17 protein-coding genes and 1 tRNA gene are annotated in these 21,006 nt (G+C 66.5%); 4 read left to right on the forward strand and 14 right to left on the reverse strand.

The genetic code is table 11. The features are described from left to right. Position 1 precedes the first annotated feature (1 nt). Positions 2-679 carry a GntR family transcriptional regulator gene (locus ACFOMH_RS01815; RefSeq protein ID WP_377742231.1) on the forward strand — a complete coding sequence of 226 codons (678 nt, stop codon included), beginning with the start codon at positions 2-4 and terminating at the stop codon, positions 677-679. Here ACFOMH_RS01815 and dld read toward each other — a convergent pair. Genes dld through ACFOMH_RS01830 form a run of 3 tightly spaced genes read right to left on the reverse strand, consistent with a single transcriptional unit; the run spans position 676 to position 4,057 of the window. Continuing rightward, positions 676-2,382, reverse strand: a complete 1,707-nt coding sequence (gene dld, locus ACFOMH_RS01820; RefSeq protein WP_377742232.1) for a D-lactate dehydrogenase — start codon at positions 2,380-2,382, stop codon at positions 676-678. The genes ACFOMH_RS01815 and dld overlap by 4 nt on opposite strands. 57 nt (positions 2,383-2,439) lie before the next feature. Then, positions 2,440-3,561 (reverse strand): AI-2E family transporter, encoded by a 1,122-nt coding sequence (locus tag ACFOMH_RS01825; RefSeq protein WP_374424517.1) that lies wholly within the window; start codon positions 3,559-3,561, stop codon positions 2,440-2,442. Further along, positions 3,554-4,057, reverse strand: a complete 504-nt coding sequence (locus tag ACFOMH_RS01830; protein WP_374424516.1) for an HdeD family acid-resistance protein — start codon at positions 4,055-4,057, stop codon at positions 3,554-3,556. The genes ACFOMH_RS01825 and ACFOMH_RS01830 overlap by 8 nt, the downstream gene beginning before the upstream one ends. A 238-nt stretch (positions 4,058-4,295) precedes the next feature. On the opposite strand from ACFOMH_RS01830, the gene ACFOMH_RS01835 reads away from it, so the two are divergent. Both ACFOMH_RS01835 and ACFOMH_RS01840 read left to right on the forward strand, forming a co-directional pair. After that, positions 4,296-6,071, forward strand: a complete 1,776-nt coding sequence (locus ACFOMH_RS01835; protein ID WP_377742234.1) for a carbamoyltransferase family protein — start codon at positions 4,296-4,298, stop codon at positions 6,069-6,071. Next, entirely contained in the window at positions 6,055-6,960 is a 906-nt protein-coding gene (locus ACFOMH_RS01840; RefSeq protein ID WP_377742236.1) for a polysaccharide deacetylase family protein, read from the forward strand. Before ACFOMH_RS01835 ends, ACFOMH_RS01840 begins: the two co-directional genes overlap by 17 nt. Here ACFOMH_RS01840 and ACFOMH_RS01845 read toward each other — a convergent pair. From ACFOMH_RS01845 to ACFOMH_RS01880, 8 genes are all read right to left on the reverse strand, one after another. Then, positions 6,957-7,916, reverse strand: coding sequence for a phosphate acetyltransferase (locus ACFOMH_RS01845; protein ID WP_377742238.1), 960 nt, complete (start codon positions 7,914-7,916; stop codon positions 6,957-6,959). The two genes, ACFOMH_RS01840 and ACFOMH_RS01845, sit on opposite strands and share 4 nt — an antisense overlap. 90 nt (positions 7,917-8,006) lie before the next feature. Then, positions 8,007-9,026: a YeiH family protein gene (locus ACFOMH_RS01850; RefSeq protein ID WP_374424165.1), complete on the reverse strand. Its 1,020-nt coding sequence runs from the start codon at positions 9,024-9,026 to the stop codon at positions 8,007-8,009. A gap of 100 nt (positions 9,027-9,126) precedes the next feature. Beyond that, positions 9,127-10,908, reverse strand: a complete 1,782-nt coding sequence (xsc, locus tag ACFOMH_RS01855) for a sulfoacetaldehyde acetyltransferase (protein ID WP_377742240.1) — start codon at positions 10,906-10,908, stop codon at positions 9,127-9,129. Positions 10,909-10,920: 12 nt separating this feature from the next. Beyond that, positions 10,921-12,312, reverse strand: coding sequence for an NAD(P)/FAD-dependent oxidoreductase (locus ACFOMH_RS01860; RefSeq protein ID WP_377742242.1), 1,392 nt, complete (start codon positions 12,310-12,312; stop codon positions 10,921-10,923). A 7-nt stretch (positions 12,313-12,319) separates the two neighbouring features. Beyond that, complete coding sequence (locus ACFOMH_RS01865; protein WP_374424159.1) at positions 12,320-12,715, reverse strand: nuclear transport factor 2 family protein; 396 nt, start codon at positions 12,713-12,715, stop codon at positions 12,320-12,322. A gap of 15 nt (positions 12,716-12,730) precedes the next feature. After that, entirely contained in the window at positions 12,731-14,071 is a 1,341-nt protein-coding gene (locus ACFOMH_RS01870; RefSeq protein WP_377742244.1) for a TRAP transporter large permease, read from the reverse strand. Beyond that, positions 14,071-14,622 carry a TRAP transporter small permease gene (locus tag ACFOMH_RS01875; RefSeq protein WP_374424185.1) on the reverse strand — a complete coding sequence of 184 codons (552 nt, stop codon included), beginning with the start codon at positions 14,620-14,622 and terminating at the stop codon, positions 14,071-14,073. The genes ACFOMH_RS01870 and ACFOMH_RS01875 overlap by 1 nt, the downstream gene beginning before the upstream one ends. Before the next feature lie 98 nt (positions 14,623-14,720). Continuing rightward, positions 14,721-15,722, reverse strand: a complete 1,002-nt coding sequence (locus ACFOMH_RS01880) for a TRAP transporter substrate-binding protein (RefSeq protein WP_374424155.1) — start codon at positions 15,720-15,722, stop codon at positions 14,721-14,723. A 121-nt stretch (positions 15,723-15,843) separates the two neighbouring features. Between ACFOMH_RS01880 and pdxR the strand changes: the two genes are divergently transcribed. After that, positions 15,844-17,334 carry a MocR-like pyridoxine biosynthesis transcription factor PdxR gene (pdxR, locus tag ACFOMH_RS01885; RefSeq protein ID WP_377742245.1) on the forward strand — a complete coding sequence of 497 codons (1,491 nt, stop codon included), beginning with the start codon at positions 15,844-15,846 and terminating at the stop codon, positions 17,332-17,334. Positions 17,335-17,372: 38 nt separating this feature from the next. Here the strand turns inward: pdxR and ACFOMH_RS01890 are convergent. From ACFOMH_RS01890 to ACFOMH_RS01900, 3 genes are all read right to left on the reverse strand, one after another. Further along, a tRNA-Thr gene (locus ACFOMH_RS01890) sits at positions 17,373-17,448 on the reverse strand. A 171-nt stretch (positions 17,449-17,619) separates the two neighbouring features. After that, positions 17,620-19,443 (reverse strand): heme biosynthesis protein HemY, encoded by a 1,824-nt coding sequence (locus ACFOMH_RS01895; protein ID WP_377742247.1) that lies wholly within the window; start codon positions 19,441-19,443, stop codon positions 17,620-17,622. A gap of 14 nt (positions 19,444-19,457) precedes the next feature. Then, positions 19,458-20,954 carry a COG4223 family protein gene (locus tag ACFOMH_RS01900; protein ID WP_377742249.1) on the reverse strand — a complete coding sequence of 499 codons (1,497 nt, stop codon included), beginning with the start codon at positions 20,952-20,954 and terminating at the stop codon, positions 19,458-19,460. Positions 20,955-21,006 lie beyond the last annotated feature (52 nt).

Genomic DNA, 21,006 nt, shown 5'->3' on the forward strand with positions numbered 1-21,006 from the left:
CGTGACCCAAGCTGCTGAAAGCGACAAGACCTATCCCGCCGGCATCGCCGCGCGGTTGCGGCGCGAGATCCTGACCGGCGAGCTGCCGCCCGGAAGCCCGCTCAAGGAACGCGACAACGCCCAGCGGCTGGGCGTGAGCCGCACCCCCCTGCGCGAGGCGGTGCGCATCCTTGGGCAAGAGGGGCTGGTCACGCTGCGCCCCCTGCGCAGCCCGGTCGTCGCCGACCCCTCGCTGGCCGAGGTGCTGGACGAAATCGCCGTGCTGCGCCAGCTTGAGATCTTTTCGGGCGGGCTGGCCTGTGTGAACGCCACGCCCGAGGAAATCGAGGAAATCGCCGCGCTGGCCGCCGATGTCGCCGCCCATCATGCCGATGGCGACAAGGTCGATGTCTTTGATCAGGACATGCGCATGCACAGCGCGATCTGCGATGCCGGCCACAATGCCGCGCTGAGCCGGACCTATCGCGAATATCTGGCGCGGCTGTGGCGCATCCGCTTTGTCTCGGCGCGCGAACGGGCCGACGCGCCGCGCGTGCTGGCCGATCATCGCGAAATGATCGCCGCCCTGCGCGGGCGCGACCCGGAACGGATGACGGCGGCGCTGGCCTCGCATCTGGACGGGATGGTGCGCAATGTCACCCGCCATTTCCAGAACCGCGAAAAGCCGCCGCTGGCCTAATGCCAGCAGCGATGTCTTGAGGTCTGGCCGATGCCGGGGTTCAGGCTGTTGGTCGGGTCCAGCCCGCGATAGAAATCGGCCAGCTGCGGCTTGGCCTTGTAAAGATGGCCAACATTGTGTTCGGCCGGATATTCGGCCCCGCGCCGGTCCAGCAAGTCCCACATGCGATGTTCCAGCGCGATGGGATTGTGGCCTTTCTTCACCACATAATCCTGATGAAAGACGTGGCAGAAGAAATGCCCGTAATAAAGCTTATGCGCGATCAGCGCGTCGATTTCGGCGGGCAGCGTTTCGACCCAGTCGCGGTCATTGCGGCGCAGCGCGATGTCCAGCGCCAGAATATCCTCGACCTCGCGGGCATGGATGGCGCGGTACCGGTTCGCGGCCCCCGCGACCGCGAAACGGTGCAGAAAGGCGGCCTTGCCCTCATCCGCGTTGCATTCAAAGAAATCCCCGCCGGCCGAAGGGAACATCCGCGCCAGATGGGCCCGCGCCTCGGCGATGCCGGTGCCGCCCATGCGCAACAGCAGGTGATGTTCATAACGGTCGCGGAAATCGTCCATACGCTTGGGCAGGTGATGCGGCATCAGACCCGCGATCCCCTGCGCGATACGGTCGGAAATGGTCGTGCCCAGACCCAGCCGCTCGGTCAGGGCATCGACGCGGGCCTTGGCGGAAAACAGCGCCGGCATGCGGTCGGTGCCCAGCTTCTGGATGAACAGGAACGTGTCCTTGCCATAGCGCGCGGCGATGTCATAGGCGTCGCGATGGATATATTCCCCGGCAATCGGCAGGCTTTCGAACTGGCCAAGGATATGGCGGCGGATCTCTGTCAGCTCGGCGGGATCGTTGGTGCCGATGTAAAAGACCGCCGTTTCCGGTTCGGCCTGAAACGTGTCCAGCCGCACGGCAAAGACCGCAAGCTTGCCCGCGCAGCCCGACACCTGATGCAGCCGGCGCGGATCGGCGTTGAAGCGGGCGGGCGTTTCGGCGTCGATCTGGCGGACGTGGTCGTGATATTCGCGGTCCGAGGCCCAGGCATCGGTCGGCGCGGGCGCGGGCAGATCGCCCCGCTCGACGCGGGTCAGGATCGTTTCGGGATCCTCGCCCAGATCAAGGCCAAGGTTGTTGACCAGCGCGACGCGGCCATCCTCACGCACCTCGGCGAAAAGGGCAAGTTCGGTATAGGCCGGCCCGCGCCGGATCAGCGCGCCGCCCGAGTTGTTGCACACGCCCCCCAGAACCGAGGCCCCGATGCAGGACGAGCCGATCACCGAATGCGGCTCGCGCCCCAGGGGCCGCAGGGTCTTTTCCAGCGCATCCAGCGTCGCCCCGGGCAGGCAGACGACCTGCTCGCCCTGCCCCAGCTTGTGGATGCCGCGCAGGCGCATCACGCTGATCAGCACGATCTCGCGGTCGTAATCGTCGCCCCAGGGCGTCGAGCCGCCGGTCAGCCCGGTATTCGCGGCCTGAAGGATCACCGCCCGCCCCGACGCCGTGGCGGCGTTGAGCACGCGCCACATCTCGACCAGCGATCCGGGACGGACCACGGCGGCGACCGGCCCGCTGCCAAAGCGGATGCCGCGCGTATAGCGGCGCGTCGCGCGCGGCGCGGTCAGAACATTCACCCCGCCGACGATCCCGGAAAGCTGTGTCAGCAATTCGGAACGCGGTGACATGGCGGCTTGGGAAAGATCGGTCATGGCGGCCCCCGGAACAAGGTTGCAAAGGCCCCGCCGCCGGCGCGGCGCGGGCATGGCTTAGCTGGGCGCCGAGTTGGGCGCGGTCTCTGGCACGGTCTCGGGCACGGTCTCATAGACGCTGACATCTTCGGCAAGCAGCACGGCAAAGGGCCGGGTCGAGACAAAGCTGCCCATGACGATGGCGATGATCGAGGTCAGCGGGATCGCCAGAATCGCCCCGGCCACGCCCCAGACCGCCGACCACACGGCCAGCGCCACCAGCACGACAAAGGGCGACATGTTCACCCGCCGTCCGACCATGCGCGGTTCCAGCGCATTGCCGACCCACATCTGCGCCCCCGTCAGCAACAGGGCGATCACCAGCGTTTTCTGGATCGATCCGAATTGCGCCATGCTCAGCACCACCGGAAACATCACCCCCAGAAACGAGCCGACATAGGGGATATAGTTCAAAAGCCCGATCAGCACCGCCCAGAACAGCGCGAAATCGACGCCAAAGAACCACATCACCGCATAGGAAATCACCCCAAGGATCACATTCACCAGCGTCTTGACCGCCAGATACTGGCTGATCGCGCGGTTGATCTCGGCCACGATGCGGCTGGTCTGGGCGCCGCTTTCGCCGGGCAGCGCGACCGCGATCTTATGGGCGAACCCGCCCCGCTCACCCATCAGAAAGGCGGCATAGACCACCACCATGAAAATCAGCCCCGCCCCGGCGCTGATCGAGCCAAGGATCGCCCCCGCCACCTGCTGGATGCGGATCGGGCCCACGGCATCGGACCAGATCTTGCGCCAGTCGGGCAGCTTTTCAAAGCCCAGAAGCCGGGTCAGGTCGCCGGCAAGCGTGGTGATATTGCCCTGATATTCGGGCAGGCGTGGCCGGATCTGTTCGGCGGTCGACACCATCACCCCGCCCAGCCACATCATCGCCAGCAAAAACAGCACCAGAACGATGGCCCGGCGCAGCCATTCCGGCAGATGCCGGCACCCCGGCAGCCGCCCCACCGCATCGCTGGCCGCGATCAGCACATAGACCGAGATAACCGCGACCACGATGGGCAGGATCAGCGATTTCCCGATCACCAGAAACATCCCGACCAGCGCCACCAGCGCCAGCCCCAGAACGACCCCCAAAAGGCCGCGCAGCGGGTCGATACGGCCCCCGGTTTCAGCCATCGGCGCGCCGGTGCATGGCCAAAAGCACCATGGCAAGCCCGCTGGCCATCAGTTCGACCCCCAAAAGGACGCCGAAATTCAGGTTCAGCCCGAACAGCACCACCAGCCCCATGATCGCCGAAACCACCGCCGTGCCCAGCATCAGCGGAAAGTTCTGCGCATGGCGCAGATCGCGCGAGATCCAGCCCTTGACCGCGCCCGATCCGATCAGCAACAGCCCGATCAGGATCTGCATCAGCCGGCCGTCGCCAAACGGCCCCAAAAGCAGCGACAGGCCCAGAAAGGCGCTGACGGCGGCGATCAGCCCGGCGCGGATGCGCGGCCGGCGCTGTTCGGCCTTCCACGCGCCCCAACCCTGGACCACGGCCACGATCAACAGCGCCCACCCCGCCAGCGTCGCCGTCGCCACGCTGGCCGAAACCGGATTGATCAGCGCCAGAAACCCGCCGGCCAGCGCGGCAAGCCCGGCCATCAGCATCGGCAACCAGGCTTTCATGACTGCACCCCGCGCGATGCGGAAAGCGGCGAATGGAATATCGGCTTTGTCATCCTGTCATCCTCCTGCGGCAGACGGATCGCGGGCCCGCGGCGCAGGCCCATGGGATGTTTGTGCCACCCGCGCGCGCCGCTGCCAAGACGCCGCCACATGCCAGGGCGTCGCATGGCCCGGCAGCCGGGGGTTGTTCCGACCCGCCCGGCCTCTATACAGGGGGGGCGAAAAGCGCGGGGGCGTCATGCAGTATACATTGGGTCTGGCCACCATGGACAACAGCGCCGCCGCGCTCTTTGCCGACGGGGTGCTGGTGGCCGCCGTCGAACAGGAACGGCTGAGCCGTATCAAGAATGACGGCGCCTTCCCGCATCTGGCCATTGCCGAGGTCCTGTCGATCGCCGGGATCACGCTGGCCGATCTGGACCGCATCGCGGTCTATTGGCAGCCCTGGCGCATCGGCGGGCGCATCGCCGGCACGCTGGGCAAGATGCGCCGCAATCCGGCGACCGCCCGCGCCATCGCCCAACGCGCCGGCGCCATGTTCCTGCGCCGGGGGGGCGCAGCCGAGGCCGGGGGGGATGAGGTGCGCGGCTCATGGACCGATCTGATGCGCCTGCGCCGGGTGCTCGAGCGGATCCACGGCCCGACCCGCGCCGCCATCACCCATGTCGACCATCATCTCAGCCATCAACTTTATGCCGAGGCCATGCGCGACTGGGACGATTGCGTCTCGCTATCCTATGATGGCGGGGGCGAGGTCGACAGCACCGTGCTGACCGTGCGGCGCGGCGGCGCCCGCGAGGTGCTGAGCCGCCATCGCTGGCCGAACTCGCTGGGCCATTTCTATTCCACCTTCACCGGCTATCTGGGGTTCCGGATGCTTGAGGGGGAATACAAGATGATGGGGCTTGCGCCCTATGGCAGGCCGCGTTTCCGCGACGCCATACTGCGCGAGGTGCTGGTTCTGGAACCCGGCGGGCGCTATCGGCTCGACACCTCGGTCTGCGATTATCACGCCGCGCTGAAGGGCCAGTTCTCGGACCGGCTGAGCGCGCTTTTCGGTCCCCGCCGGGCGCCCGACGCCCCCCCGACCGAGGCCCAGATCGACCTTGCGACCAGCGTGCAGGCCGCGCATGAGGCGGCCTTGATGCATGTGCTGGAACCGGCGCGCGCGGCCCATCCCGAATTGCGGCGGCTGGTCATTTCGGGCGGTTGCGCGCTGAACGTGACCGCGAATGGCCGGCTGCTTGAGGCGGGGCTTTTTGATGAAATCATCATCCCGCCCGCGCCCCATGATGCCGGCTGCGCCATCGGCGCGGCGCTGGCGGTGCTGCCGGCGCCGGTCGACAAGGCGGCTGTGCGCAGCCCCTATCTGGGCCGTGAATTCGGCCCCGCCGAGATCGCGCGGGCGGTGGCGGATGCCTGTCCCGCGCCGCCCCCGCCCCTGCCCGAACACGATCTGATCGCGCGGACCGCCGGCATGCTGGCCGAAGGCAGGCTGATCGCCTGGTTTCAGGGGCGGGCCGAATTCGGCCCAAGGGCGCTTGGCGCGCGCTCGTTTCTGGCTGATCCGCGCCGCGATGCGATCCGCGACGAGATGAACGACAAGATCAAGAAACGCGAATTGTTCCGCCCCTTTGCCCCCTCGGCCACCGCCGAGGCGGCGCCGGCATTCTTTGATCTGGGACAGGACAGCCCCTATATGAACATCGTGGCGCGGGTGCGCGACGACCGCATCCCAGCCGTCACCCATGTCGACGGCACCGCGCGCGTCCATACCGTGCGCGCGGGCGCCCATGCCCGCTATCACGCGCTGATCTCGGCCTTTGGGGCGGCGACCGGGGTGCCGGTCGTGCTGAACACGTCCTTCAACATTCAGGAACCGATCGTCTATTCCCCCGCAGAGGCCTTTGCGACCTTCGCCGCCTCGGGGGTGGATGCGCTGGTGATCGGCGATCATCTGGTCACGCGCGACGATCTGGCCGCGCGAAAGGATACCCATGTATCTGAGCATTGATTTCGAGGATTTCGCCCATGATCTGAAACGCGATCTGGGTCTTTGGGAAACCGGGCCGCTGCGCCTTGACGCGCTGTGGCAAAGCTATCTGACCATCGATGCGTTTCTGGCCCGGCATGGCGGGCCGGACGGGCGGCGGGCCACGTTTTTCTGTACCGGCGTCATCGCCGATCAGGCGCCCGATCTGATCGCGCGGATCGCGGGCGACGGGCACGAGATCGCCTGTCACTATCATTTCCATGACGAGATGGACCGTCAGGACGTGCCCACCGTCACCCGCATGCTGGCGCGCGCGCGCGACGCGCTCGAGGCGGCCTCGGGCCAGCCGGTGCGCGGTTTCCGGGCGCCGAAATTCCGCATCGACCGCAGCGCGCCGGATCAATACCGGGCGGTGGCGGCGATCTTTGGCTATGACAGTTCATTCCCGACCGGCGATCTGGCCGAGCTGGCGGCGTTCCGCCGCGCGGCGGGGCTGGGCGATTTCCCGATCCTGCCGATCTTTGCCGGCCGGTTTCGCGGCAAGGGGCCGGCGCTGCGGCTGGGCGGCACCTATCTGAAGCTGTTTCCGCAGGCCGTCGCCCATGACCTTGTCGCACAGGCGCGGGGGGCGGGTTTTGCGCCCCATATCTATCTGCATCCCTATGAATTCGCCGCCGATGGCCGCTATACCCTGTCGGCGACCGAGCGCCGGCCGCTGGGCTGGCGCAAGGCGGCCTATTGGGGGCTGCGCCAGGCGCAATGGAACCGGATCGGCAATGACGGCCTGTCCGGCAAGCTTGCGGCGCTGATCGGCGCCGGGGGGCTGGCGGGGCGGCTGGACCGCGATCTTGCCGCCGCATCCGGGGCCGTGCCGGATGCCGTGTCGGGTACCTTGTCGGGCGCCCCCTAGCGCGCCGATTGCGCGGCGGTCACCGCCGTCGCCGCCACGATATCCTCGACCGTGCAGCCGCGCGACAGGTCGTTTGCGGGCCGGGCCAGCCCTTGCAGGATCGGGCCGATGGCATTCAGCCCGCCCAGCCGCTGCGCGATCTTATAGCCGATATTGCCCGAGGCGAGATCGGGAAAGATGAACACGTTGGGCCGCCCCGAGAGCCGGCTGCCCGGCGCCTTTTTCGCCCGCACCGCGTCGTCGAGCGCGGCGTCGAATTGCAGCTCTCCATCCACTTCGAGATCGGGTTCGGCGGCGCGGATCATGGCCAGCGCGTCGCGGATCTTGGTCAGGCTGTGATGTTCGGCCGAGCCTGCGGTCGAAAACGACAAAAGCGCGACCCGCGGCACCTCGCCCAGCAATTGCCGGCAGGATTGCGCCGCCGAGCGCGCGATGGCCGCCAGTTCCTGTGCATCGGGATCGATGATCAGCCCGCAATCGGCAAAGATCATGCCGCCCTTGACCGGCGCATCCGCGCCGCAGGACAGCATCAGGAAAAAGCTGCTGACGATGCCGGCATCGGGCGCCTTGCCGATGGCCTGCAAGGCGGCGCGCACGGTGTCGGCCGTGGTCGCCACGGCACCGCCGACGGTGCCGTCCGCCTGGCCCAGCCGCACCCGGAGCGCGGCCTGACGGATGGGGTCGCGCATTTCTATGAGCGCGCGTTCGGCGGTCATGCCTTTGGCGGCGCGCATTTCGTGCCAATGGGTCGAAAGCTGGACCAGATCGGGGGCCTCGGCCGGGCGCAGGCTGGTGACGCCGGGCAGGTCGGGGCCGTTCATCAGCGTGATCCGCGCCAGCCCCTCGGCGGTGATGCGGGCGGCGGCCTCGGCCACGCGGGGATCGTCGCCTTCGGGCAGGATGATATGGCGCGGATGGGCGCGGGCGGCCTGGTAGATGCGGTCGAGCGGTTTCATGGCTTGGCCTTTCGGCTTGGTGGGGATGGGGGCGCTGCCCCCGGCCTTCGGCCTCCCCCGGGATATTTGGGTGAAGAAGAACGGGCGGCGTCAGCCGAGCAGATGAAGACCCGCGACGACGAAGACGCCGAGGAACACGGTTTCGATCACGATCAGGGCGATGGCGCCGCCGCCGACTTCGAGCATCTTCTTGAGCGAGGTCTTGATCCCCACCGCCGCGATCGAGATCAGAAGCGCCCAGCGTGAGAGCTGTCCCGCCCAGTCGGCGACCACCGCGGGGATCACCCCGAAGCTGTTGAGCGCGGCGAGGATCAGAAAGCCCACGACAAAGCCCGGCAGCAGCGGCGGCGCCTTGCCGCCATCGGTGTCAGTCAGCCCGCGCGCGCGGATCACCAGCGAAAAGCACAGGACCACCGGCGCCAGCATCGAGACGCGGATCAGCTTGACCAGGGTCGCGGTTTCGCCGGTTTCCGGGCTGATCGAAAAGCCCGCGCCGACCACCTGGGCCACGTCATGGATGGTGCCGCCCAGAAACACGCCGCTGTCACGGGCATTGAATTCGAAAAGCTGCGCCAGCATCGGGTAAAGCACCATGGCCACCGTTGAGAGCACCGTCACCGAAAGCACGGTAAAGACCAGATCGCGTTCGGATTTTTCATGCTTTGGCAGCACGGCGGCGATGGCCATGGCCGCCGAAGCGCCGCAGATCGCGACCGAGCCGCCGGTCAGCAAGGCAAAGCGCCAGTTGCGCCCCACGAGCCGCGTCGCGACCAGCGCGAAGAGGATGGTCAGCACCACCCCCGCCACCACCAGCGCGATCGAGGCGCCCCCGAGCGCGGCCAGCATGTCGACCGAAATGCGCGCGCCCAGAAGCGCCACCCCCAGCCGCAGCACGGTGCGGGCGGTGAAGGCGATTCCGGGCGCGGTCTTGGTGCCGTCATCGGCAAGGAAATTCAGCGCCAGCCCCAGCAGCAGCGCCAGTAGCATCGCGGGCGCGCCGTAATGGTCCGACAGGAATTGCGCCGTTGCGGCGACCAGAACCGAGACGGCAAAGCCCGGAAAGATCGCGTCGATTTGGCTGCGCGAGGGGATCATGGTGGAGGTCAGCATCGTCGTCATCCGGTTTCGGGATTGGCCCCGGCGCGGGGCATCCCGCGCCGGCATCTGGTATCGGGCCGACCCCGGACGGGGGCCGGCCGCGCGGTCTGGATCAGGCCGCGCCTTTTTGCGGGCGCATGTCTCCGGCATCGATCCCGGCGACGACGACGGGCTTTTTCATCGCGTCGCGGCGGAAGGGTTCGCCCAGTTCCTGATTGAGCAACACCTCGATGAAGGTGGTTTCCTTGTTCTTCATCTGGCGTTCGACCGCGTCATGCAGCGCCTGGGTCAGTTCCTCCTGGCTGCGCACCTGCACGCCATTGGTCCCGCAGGCCCGCGCGATGGCGGCATAGGAGGTGTCGCGGTCAAGCTCGGTTCCGACGAAGTTGTTGTCGTACCAGAGCGTCGTGTTGCGCTTTTCCGCGCCCCACTGGTAGTTGCGGAAGATGACCATGGTGATCGCCGGCCAGTCGTCGCGACCGCAGGCGGTCATCTCGTTCATCGAGATCCCGAAGGCGCCATCGCCGGCAAAGCCGATGACCGGGGTGTCGGGGTTGCCGATCTTGGCGCCGAGGATCGACGGGAAGCCATAGCCGCAGGGACCGAAAAGACCCGGCGCGAGGTATTTGCGCCCCGCCTCGAAGGTCGGATAGGCGTTCCCGATGGCGCAGTTATTGCCGATATCCGAGCTGACGATGGCATCCGCCGGCACCGCCTGCATGATCGCGCGCCATGCCTGACGCGGCGACATCAGATCGGCGTCGCGGGTGCGGGCGCCGGAATTCCATTCGGTGCCGGGATCGTCATCTTCGTGATCGAGGCTGGAAAGTTCCTGTGCCCAGCGGGATTTCGTCTGCGCAACCAATGCCTTGCGATCCGCGCGGCCGGTATCGCCCGCCGTGCCCGACAGCTGCGCGAGGATCCCGCGCGCCACCTTGCCGGCATCGCCCTGAATGCCCACGGTAACCTTTTTGGTCAGCCCGATCCGGTCGGCATTGATATCGACCTGAATGATCTTGGCGTCCTTGGGCCAATAGTCGATGCCGTAGCCCGGCAGGGTCGAGAACGGGTTCAGACGCGTCCCCAGCGCCAGCACGACATCGGCTTTCTGGATGATCTCCATCCCCGCCTTTGAACCGTTATAGCCCAAGGGGCCCATGGCCAGCGGATGCGAGCCGGGGAAGCTGTCATTATGCTGATAGTTCGAGCAGACCGGTGCATCCAGACGCTCGGCCAGCTTGATCAGATCGGGGATCGCCCCTGAAAGCACCACGCCCGCGCCCGACAGGATGACCGGGAATTTCGCCTCGGAGAGAAGCTTCGCGGCCTCGGCCACGGCATCCTCGCCACCCGAGGGGCGCTCAAAGGCCACGACCTGCGGCAGATCGACATCGATCACCTGGGTCCACATGTCGCGCGGGATGTTCATCTGTGCGGGCGCGGAATTGCGCCAGGCCTGCATGATGACGCGGTTCAGGACCTCGGGGATGCGGCTCGGGTCGCGGACCTCTTCCTGATAGCAGACGGCATCGGCGAAAAGCCGCATCTGTTCCATTTCCTGGAAGCCGCCCTGACCGATGGTCTTGTTCGCCGCCTGGGGCGTGACCAAAAGCAGGGGCGTGTGGTTCCAATAGGCGGTCTTGACCGGGGTCACGAAGCCGGTGACGCCCGGCCCGTTCTGGGCGATCGCCATCGACATCTTGCCGGTCGAGCGAGTGAAGCCATCGGCCATCAGCCCGGCATTGGTTTCATGGGCACAGTCCCAGAAGGTGATCCCGGCCTTGGGGAACAGGTCCGAGACGGGCATCATGGCCGAGCCGATAATCCCAAACGCATGTTCGATGCCATGCATTTGCAGGACTTTGACAAAGGCTTCTTCGGTGGTCATTTTCATCGGCGTCGCTCCTTATTTGCGCTCGTCGCGGTAGTGATAGAGGTGATAGAGGGCGCGCTGGCCAAGCCGGCGGAAGGGGGTCCTCCAGCCTTCATGGGGCAGTTCCTCGTTGAAGATGGGCAGGCTGGGCACGGCTTCGCCGGCAACCAGTTGCGCCATGCGGCGGCCGGCCATGGCGGAATACATGACCCCGTTGCCGCCATAGCCCAGCGCGTAGAACGCGCCCGGCAGGTCGGGCATGCCGGTGATGCGGGGCATCATGTCATGGCTGACATCGACCCAACCCCACCAGCTGTAATCCAGCTCGATCCCGCGCAGGGCGGGGAACTTGCGGGCCATGCCCTCGCGCAGGGCGTTCAGATGCGCTGGGTTGGCCGCATCGCGGCCGGTGATGGCGGCGCGCGAACCGATCTGAAGCCGGTTGTCCGGCAACAGGCGATAGTAATGGCGCAGGATGCGCGTATCGGTCAGCGGCGACAGCTTGCGGATGCCGATGGCGGCAAGCTCGTCCTCGCGCAGCACGCGGGTGACGACGCTGTTCGACATGATCGGCATCAGCCGGTCCTTGAGCTGCGGGTGCAGGCCGCGCGGCGCATAGGCCGCCGTCGCCACCGCCACGCGGCGGGCGCGCACCGTGCCGCCCGGCGTGCGCAGGTGATGGACGCCGTCTTTCAGCTGCCATCCCTGCACCGGGCTGTCGGTATGGACCTTTGCGCCCAGCTCGCGGGCCACGCGCAGATAGCCGAAGGCCAGCTTTGCCGCGTGGATGCCGACACCGTCGGGTTCCCACATGGCGCCATGCGCCTCCATGTCGCGGACGACGCCGTCATGCAGCTCGTCGCGCGACAGCATCCGGGCGCCATAGCCGAATGTTTCGTTCAGCAGCCGGGTTTCGCTTTCCAGCGCCGGCATCGAGGCGGCCTTATGCGCGATATAATAGTGGCCGCCGTCCTGGGGATCGCAGTCGATGGCATGATCGCGGATCAGGCCCCGGAACAGATCGAACCCTTCGACCACCTCGGCATGCATGCCCTTGGCGACATCAAGACCCCAGCGGTCGATCCACTGACTGCGCTTGAGCCGCCCCGAGCTGATCTGGGCCTGTCCGCCATTGCGGGTCGAACAGCCATAGGCCACGCCATTCGCTTCCAGCACCACCGCCTTGATGCCATGCATCTTGGCCAGATGGATCGCGGTCGAAAGGCCGGTATAGCCCGAGCCGATCACCGCCACGTCGACATCCATGTCGCCGGTGACGGGGCCGTCATCTTCCGGCGCGGGACCGGCGGTGCCGATCCAATAGGTCGGCGCATAATCGCTTTTCGGACCCAGCCCGGATGCCGTCATCGGGTCATAGAGGGGATCGAAAGGCACCGATCCCGGGCGTTTGTCGATGGACTTCATGGGCGCCTCATTTCGCCGGAATGGCCGGGCGCTGTTTGCGGATCGCCTGTTTCTCGGTGATCTGGCCATCCTTGATGCGGAACAGATCGACGCCCTCGACCTCGGTCCGGGTGCCGTCCGGGTTGGTGGCGCGAAAGGTCCACTGGCTGACACCGCGGGTGCCGTCCTCGGACAGGAAATGGCTGTGATCGGCCCATTGCACGTCCGGCATCGCGGTCCAGACGCCGACAAAGGCCTTGGCGATGGCGTCCTTGCCCTCGATCCTGTTGCCGTATTCGTGCTCGCCCGCGACGGTGAAGAACACGCAGTCATCGGCGAAATGGGTCATCACGGCGTCGATGTCATGGCGGTTGAAGGCGTCGAAGGTGGCCTTCAGGTCGGCGGCGGTCAGTTGACGGGACATTGCGAACTCCTTGCGTTAGTAGCCCAGCACCCGCGGCACCCAGAGGGCGATGGCCGGGAAGCTGGCGATGATGAAGATTGCGGTGACAGAGGCGACGGCGAAGGGGATCGCGCGCAGGCTGATCCGTTCGATCGACACCCCCGAGATGCCCGAGGCGATGAACAGGTTCTCGCCCAATGGCGGGGTCTGGAAGCCCACCGACAGCGTGCAGATCATGACGATGCCGAAATGGATCGGGTCGATGCCGACCATATAGGCCACTGGCAGCATCACCGGGACGAGGATCATGATCGCCGCCAGCGTTTCCATGAACATCCCCACGATCAGCAGCATGCCGATGACCATGGCCCAGATCATATAGACATTGGTGGTCAGGCTGAGGATGCCGCCCGCGATCACGCCGGGGATGTTGTTTTCGACCAGAACCCGGCCAAAGATCGTGGCGGTGAACAGCACCAGAAGCACCCGCCCGGCCAGCCATGTGGTGGTATCGAGCGACTTGATCACCTCGCGCAGGTCCAGTTCGCGATAGATCACCGCACCGACAAAGAGCGTGTAGAAGATGGCGACGATGGCGGCCTCGGTCGGCGTGAACAGACCCGAATAGATGCCGCCCAGGATCACCACCGGGGCCAGAAGCGCCCAGAACCCGTGATAGCAGGCGCAGGCAACCTTGCGCAGCGACAGCGGTTCCGGCGAGCCGTGAAAGCCCCGCATCCGGCAGCGGATATAGTTCATGATCAAAAGCCCGCCGGCCATCACCACACCGGGCAGGAAGCCGGCGATGAAGAGCTTGGAAATCGAGACGGACTGAAACTGGCCATGCGCCTCGATGGCGGCGGGATCGGGGGCAATGCCCATGGCCGAGATGCCATAGATCACCATCGGGATCGAGGGCGGGATGATGATCCCCAAGCCCCCGGCGGCGGCGGTGACCGATGCGGCATAGCCCGCGCCATAGCCCTGGCGCACCATGGCCGGGATCATCAGCATGCCGACGGCGGCCGTGGTCGCAGGCCCCGAACCCGAAATGGCGCCAAAGAACAGGCAGGCCATGATGGTCGCGGCCGACAGGCCCCCGGTGAACGGACCGGCCAGACTTTCGGCGACATTGATCAGCCGCCGCGACAGGCCCGAGGCCTCCATCAGCGCGCCGGCCAGGATGAATGCCGGCAGCGCCATCAGCGGGAAGGACCCGACCGAGGACCAGGCCATCTGCACCATCTTGATCGGGTTGTCGCCCAGATAGAACATCGCGGCCAGCGAGGCGACGCCCAGCGCCACGGTGATCGGCGCACCCAGAAGCATCAGCCCGAAGAAGGTGCCGAACAGGATTTCAATCAGATAGCTGTCCATCAGTGCTTGCTCCGTTCAAAGGCGCGCTGTTCATCCTCGGCCAGCTCAAGAGCGGCCTCGACGGTGACCTTGTCGGGATCGGCGGGGTCTATGCCGCGCACAAGCTTCAGGTAGTTCACCTGAATGATGCGGATCGTCATCAGTGTGAAGGCGATCGGCAGGACCAGATAGACATAGCGCATTTCCCAGCCCAGCGTCTGGGCTTTGACGAAGGGCTTCAGCCGGCCGATGAATGCCGTGGCCTGCCAGATGAAGATCAGATTGAAGGCGATCCAGAACGCATCGCCGATGGCCTCGATGATGCGGGCACGGGTGCGCGGCATCTGGTTCAGGTGAAAGGTGACGCGGTTATGGGCCGCCATGCGCGCCGCATAGGATGCGCCGAAATAGGCGAACCAGACGAACAGGATGACCGAGAGTTCCTCGATCCAGGTGATCGAAAAGCCAAAGATCTGGCGGGCCACGATCTGCACGAACAGCAGCGACACGAAAATGGCCAGCAGAACACGGCAGACATGGCTTTCGAACTTGTCGAGAAAAGACCAGAGCACGGACAAGACAGGGCTCCCCACTGGTGGGTGGTTGCGGACAGGGCGGGCGGGAAAGGCGGCGCGCGGCAATCTGTCCGCGCGCCCAGTCGGGGGGGAGTTTACTCGACCGCCGGACGGCCCAACGAGGTCAGCACGGTGTTGAGCACCTCGACACCGCCGATCTGGTCATAGAATTTCGGCCAGACGGTGGTGGTGGCCTTTTCGATGAATTCCTTTTCATCGTCGGCCGGCGCGGTGATTTCCATGCCACGCGCGACCAGCTCTTCGCGGATCTTGGCCTCTTCGGCGCGCAGGAATTCGGCCGAGGCCATGGTCGCAGCCTTGCCGGCCTCAAGCACCTGGCTCTTTTGTTCGTCGCTGAGGCCCTCGAACAGCGCCTCGCTGATGATCAGCGGCTCGATCGAGAAGATATAGCGCAGATCGGTGATATATTTCTGCACCTCGTCGAACTTCATCGAATAGACGGTCATGTAGGGATTGTCCTGACCGTCGACGACCTTTTGCTGAAGCGCGGCGAAGGTTTCGCCCCAGGCCATCGGGGTCGGGTTGATGCCCCAGCTTTTATAGGTCTCGATCATGATTTCGTTCTTGGGCACGCGGATCACCAGCCCTTGCAGATCGGCGACCGTCGAGACCGGCTTTTTCGAATTGGTCAGCACCCGGAACCCGGAATAGCCCCAGCCGATGATGCGCACGCCCGCATCCTCGATGGTCTGCGCGATCATCTTTTCGCCGACCTCGCCCTGGGTCACCTTTTCGGCGTCCTCCTGGGACAGGATCACATAAGGCAGGGTCAGCGTGCCGACGCTGGGCGAAAACGGTGTGATGTTGTTGATCGCGACGATCGAGAAATCCAGCGTGCCGGTGGCGGCGGCGGTGACGGTATCCTGTTCGTCGCCCAGCTGGCCGTTCAGAAACAGCTTGCCGGTCATCTCGCCGCCGGATTTTTCCTCAAGTGCGGCGATAAAGGCCTTGCCCAGCGCCTCTTGGGTACCGCCGGCGCCGTCCCCCACGGCGATGCGGTATTCCGTGGCAGCGGCGGGCAGCACCAGCGCAAGCGCGGTCAGCGTGCCAGTCAGCAGGCGGGTCATACGATTCATGTTCATTCCTCCCTTTTGTCGTCTTGCCCCGTTCGGTGCGGCGGCTTGACGCATCGCAATCTTGCAGAGCGGGACCCAATCCTATATGTCCAGATGAACCCGATGTTAGGTCCAGTTTGCGATGCGCATCCCCATCGAGGCGATCTTTCTGCGCGAGGCCGAGGCCCCCACCCTGCAAGGGCGGCTGGCGGCGGCGGTGGTGCGCGCGATTCTGGAAAGCCGGGCGCGGCCGGGCACGCTTTTGCCGTCAAGCCGCAAGCTGGCGCAGGCGCTTGGCATGTCGCGGATGACGGTGACGCTGGTCTATCAGGAACTGGTCAGCCTGGGTTACCTTGAGACGCGGCCGCGTTCGGGGATCGCGGTGGCCGCGACCGTGCCGCATCGCCGCCTGCGGCCCGAGGAATTCAAGGGTCAGCGCACGGATGCCGAAACCGCCGGCAGCCCGCCCGACTGGCAAAGCTGGCTTTCCGATCAGTCATCGCCGCGCCGCGTCATCCGCAAGCCGCCGGACTGGCAGAGCTATCTTTACCCCTTTATCTATGGCCAGCCCGATCCGGTGCTGTTTGACCACAATGCCTGGCGCGACTGTGCGCGCCGCGCGCTCGGCACCCGCGATTTCGGCGAACTGGCGGCGGATCGCTATGGCAGCGACGACCCGCTGCTGATCGATTACATCTGTTCCAACACCCTGCCCCGGCGCGGCATCACCGCGCGCCCCGATCAGGTGCTGGTGACGCTGGGCGCGCAGAACGGGCTGTTTCTGGCCACCGAGCTTTTGTCGCGTGCCGACCGTCTGGCCGTGGCCGAGGAACCCGGCTATCCCGATTTCGCCGAAACCCTGCGCCGGGCGCATAGCCCGACCACCTTTCTGCCGGTGGATCAGATGGGGCTGAACCCCGATCAGCTGCCCGACAATGCGCGGCTGGTCATCGTCACGCCCAGCCATCACATCCCGACCGGCGCCACCATGCCGCTTGAACGCCGGCATGAGCTGATCCGCCGCGCCGCCGCGCAGGATTTCCTGATCATCGAGGACGATTACGATTTCGAGATGTCCTATCTTGCGCCCCCGGCCCCGGCGCTGAAATCGCTCGATCCCGGGGGGCGGGTGATCTATCTGGGCAGCTTTTCGAAATCGCTGTTTCCGGGGCTGCGCATCGGCTACATGGTCGCGCCGCCCGAGCTGATCGCCCGCGCCCGCGCGCTGCGGTCGATCATGCTGCGCCACCCGCCCAGCCATCTTCAGCGCATCACCGCCTATTTCCTGGCGCTTGGGCATTACGACGCCCATATCGCCCGGCTGCGACAGGCGTTCAAACAGCGGCGCGAGATTCTGGAACAGGCGCTGGATCGCCATGGCTTGCAGATCGCCGGCGCGCCGGCCGCGGGCGGATCCAGCGTCTGGATCCGGGGGCCGGATGGCAGCGACAGCACCGCGCTGGCCCTTGCGCTGCGGCCCGACAGCGTGCTGATCGAACCGGGGGCGGTGTTCTTTGAAAAGCCGGCCGAACCCTGTGCCTATTTCCGGCTGGGCTATGGCACCATCGCCGATATCGCCATCCCCGAAGGCATCCGCCGGATCGCCGCGCGCATCAGACGGATGCGGTTCTGATCCGGGCGCCGGACCTGTATCAGTATGAAACAGGGAAATGGTGCCGCAGAAGGGACTCGAACCCCCGACCCCATCATTACGAATGACGTGCTCTACCAGCTGAGCTACTGCGGCATCCGCGCCGATCTATCAGCGCGTTGCGATCCTCGCAAGCATCAACATGCCCGAAAGACCGCTGGTAATGGCGGGACGACGCATCGCCCGGCCCGCAGGTTCCGGCCAAAGCTTTCGACCGCACCCACGCCGCGCCAGATAACAGGTTCAGGCGCGGCGGAAAAGGGGGTGTCAGCGCTTTTTGGCGGTGTCGAGACCGGCCCCTTCCGGGGGTTCGACATCGGGACGCACGGGCAGCACCTCGGATTCGTCGGTGATGCGGGGACCGTTGGCCCGCGCCGGGACCGGCCTTGCCACGGGCGCCGGTTCGGGTTCGGGATCGGTGACGGTCATCGCCGGCTCGGTGCCGTTGCCGGTGTCGCGATCCGCGACACTGCCCGAATCGCGATAATCCGATTCCCGGGGCACCATGCCCGGCGCCACATCCGGCAGATCGGCGGGCGCCTGCGCGCGCGGCGGGGGCGCGGCCGGGGCCGGCGGATCCGGCTCGTCCCCGACGATCCCGGGCGTCGGTGCAGTCACAGGACCCGTCGCAGGACCCGTCACGGACGCCTTGACCTCGACCTGGGAGACGGGCACCGGCACGGCCGCGTCCGCCCCATCGCCGGCCGGCCGGCTGCCCACCAATAGCGGCAGCATCTCGACCCCGTTGCCGGCGGCGGCGGACCATGCCGGCGTTTCGGGTTCGCGCCATGTCAGCGTATCGAACCCGCCGCAGCTGTCGCAGACCGGCGCCCATTCCGCCATGACGTTGTGACATTTGTCACAGACCCATTGCGGGCCACGGCTGGCCACCAGCGCCCGGGCCAGAATGCCGCGCACCACCGCGTCATCGGCGCCCTCGCCGCGTTCGATGGCGGCAAGGATCGACAGCGATCGCACGGTCGGGTGCTTTTCAGCCAGATTGCCCAGCGCGCGGCGGGCGCCGGGGAAATCCTCGGCGGTCAGCAACAATTCGGCGCGCAGCAGGCGGGTTTCCTCGTGATCGGGGTTCTGCCGCATCAGATCCTCAAAGCGGCGCAGGCGCGCGGCCGGCTTTTCGTCCGGCACGATTTCGGCATAGGTGGCCGCGATCGAGGGATGGGGCCGCACGCTCCAGGTCTTTTGCAGCACGCGGCTGGCATTGCGGGCATCGTTCTGGGCGATATAGCTGCGCGCCGCCAGCACCGCCGCCGGGATCAGGTCGGGGCTGGCGCGGCTGGCGGAAATCGCCGCCTCGCGGGCGCTGATCGAATTGCCCTCGGCCAGCACCTCTGACGCCTCTTTCAGGGCCAGCACGGCGTCGCGGCGGATATGGACATCCTGCGGCAAATGCCCCTGTTTGCGCTTGTCCTTGAGCACGGCGCGCGCGCCCTTCCAGTCGCCCTGACGGGTCTGCAATTCCAGCAAGGTGTCCTGAAGCTCGGCGCTTTTGGGTTTCAGCGCATAGGCCTTTTCGGCCAGTTTCAGCGCGGTCGCGGTATCGCCTTCGTCCAGCTTCTGGCGCAAAAGGCCGCGAATGCCGACAAAGCGGGTGCGGTCGTCCGACAAGAGCCGACGGTAAACCTCGCCGGCCTTGGCGCGATCGCCCGCCACCTCGGCCGCCTGCGCGGCCAAAAGATCGGTGACATGGGGCTTGTCGAGAAACCGTGCCGCACGGGCGGCCTTGTCCTGGGCCAGCCGCCCCTCGCCCGAGGCGACGGCAAGCATGCCTTCGGACAGCGCCTCATAGCCCTTGCGCTCGCGCGAGCGGGCAAAATAGCGGTTGATCGCCGTCTCGTCGCCCAGAAGAAAGCGCACGAAAGCCAGCACCAGCCCGACCACGCGCACCACCAGCCAACCCAGCAGGATGGCGATGACCAGCGCGATCAGCGCATGCACCGGGCCCAGCACATATTCGGTGCCGCCAAAGACCAGCACAAGCCCGTCATTGCCTTCCGAAAGCTGCATCGCGCCAAGCGTGACCGCCAGAACGATGGCAAAAAAGATAAGTATTTTCAAAGCCGAAAGCAGCATGTCCAACCCCCTTTCTACATGCTGCCTGCCGCCAGGGCGGTCAGGGCGGCATTGGCTTCGACCCAGGTCCGCGCCTGTGCGGACCAACCCGACATCGCGTCCTGGCCGGGCTGTGGCAGGGCGCCGATTTCGCTCAGCGCGCCGGGAATATCGCCGGCCTTGACCGCCGCATCGGCGCGCGACAGCACCGCATCGGGGTCGCTGCCTTCGCGCGGTTCGACCGAACGGGCGCCGGTCTGCACGCGCAGGAAATTCCCGATCACGCCCATCGCGCCGTCATTGGCGGGCGCGGCCTTGAGCGCCGCCGCCAGCCCTTCGCGCGCGGCGGCGGGAAACTCGGCGCGCAGCTGCGCAAGCGTCGCCACCTCGCCGCTGAGCACCGCCGGGGGCTGAACCCCTGCGGCCTGCAATTCGGCCAAAGCCTGATCCCGCGCCCCGCCCGAGCTGAGCGCGGCCTGCAAGGCGGCGGCGGCGGCCGAGATGCGGGCGCGGCGATTGGCGGCCTCGGCGCTGTCCTGCAACTGGGCGGCCTGGGATTCGGCGGCCGAGATGCGCTTTTCGGCGGCGTCTGCAGCGGCGGCGATCTGGCTTTCCAGCGCCTGCGCCTGTGCGGCGAACCCCTGCAACTGTTCGGCCGATCCCGCATCGCCGGCGGGACGCGCCGACAATTCGTCAAGACGGCGCTGCTGTTCGGTCATGCGCGCGCTCATATCGGACAAAAGCGCCTGAAGCTGGCCATCCGCATCGCCGGGGGCAACGGCGGGGACGGCCGGACGCGCGGCCAGATCCGCAACCGTGCGTTCAAGCGCGGCCAGTTTTTCCTGCTGCGCCTGCAACGCCTCGGCATCGGCGACCGAGGCCCCGCTTGGGCCGCTATCGGCCAGAAGCTGGCGCGCGGCATCGGCGCCGGCATCGGCGGCGCGGCCGGACACGGCATCAAGCTGGGTCTGGATTTCGGCGCGCGCCACCTCGGTCGCGACCGCGCGCACCTCGTCGAGCGACCCCTGTTGATCGCCCTGTCCAGCGCCCGGCTGCCATGCGGGGGGCAGCTTCGGGATCGCCCAATAGGTGGCGCCGGCACCCAGACCGGCGGCAATGATGCCGCCCAGAAGCGTCGGCATGAAGCCCGCCTTGCGCACCTCGATCACGCGGGTTTCGGATTTGGCCGGGGTCGAGGTGGGCGTCGAGGCGGGCGTCTGCGCCGGGGTGGCGGCCGGTTTCGCGGCGGCATCCGACGGTTTCGCGGCCGGCTTTTCCGTGGGCTTGCTCGTGACCGATGCCCCACCCGATTCGGCGGCAGCCGCGGATTTCGGCGCGGCGGCGGCCGGTCCGGTGCCCGATCCGACCAGCTTTGATTCGACCTTGGGCATGGCCGGGACCTTGGCCGCGCCCGCCGCATCGCCGGTGCCCACCGGATGGCTGTCGATCACCGCGCCGGTCGCCGGCTTTTTCTTGTTGCTGGCATCGGGGGCGGGTTTGCTTTCGCTGGCATCGGTTTCTGGCTTTTTCACGACTCTTCCCCGTTTCGCTGTCGATCCCGCTTCGGTCCGGGCGCGGATCGGC

Origin of the sequence: Paracoccus mangrovi (assembly GCF_042648425.1) — a bacterium.
GTDB classification, from domain to species: Bacteria; Pseudomonadota; Alphaproteobacteria; order Rhodobacterales; family Rhodobacteraceae; genus Paracoccus; species Paracoccus mangrovi.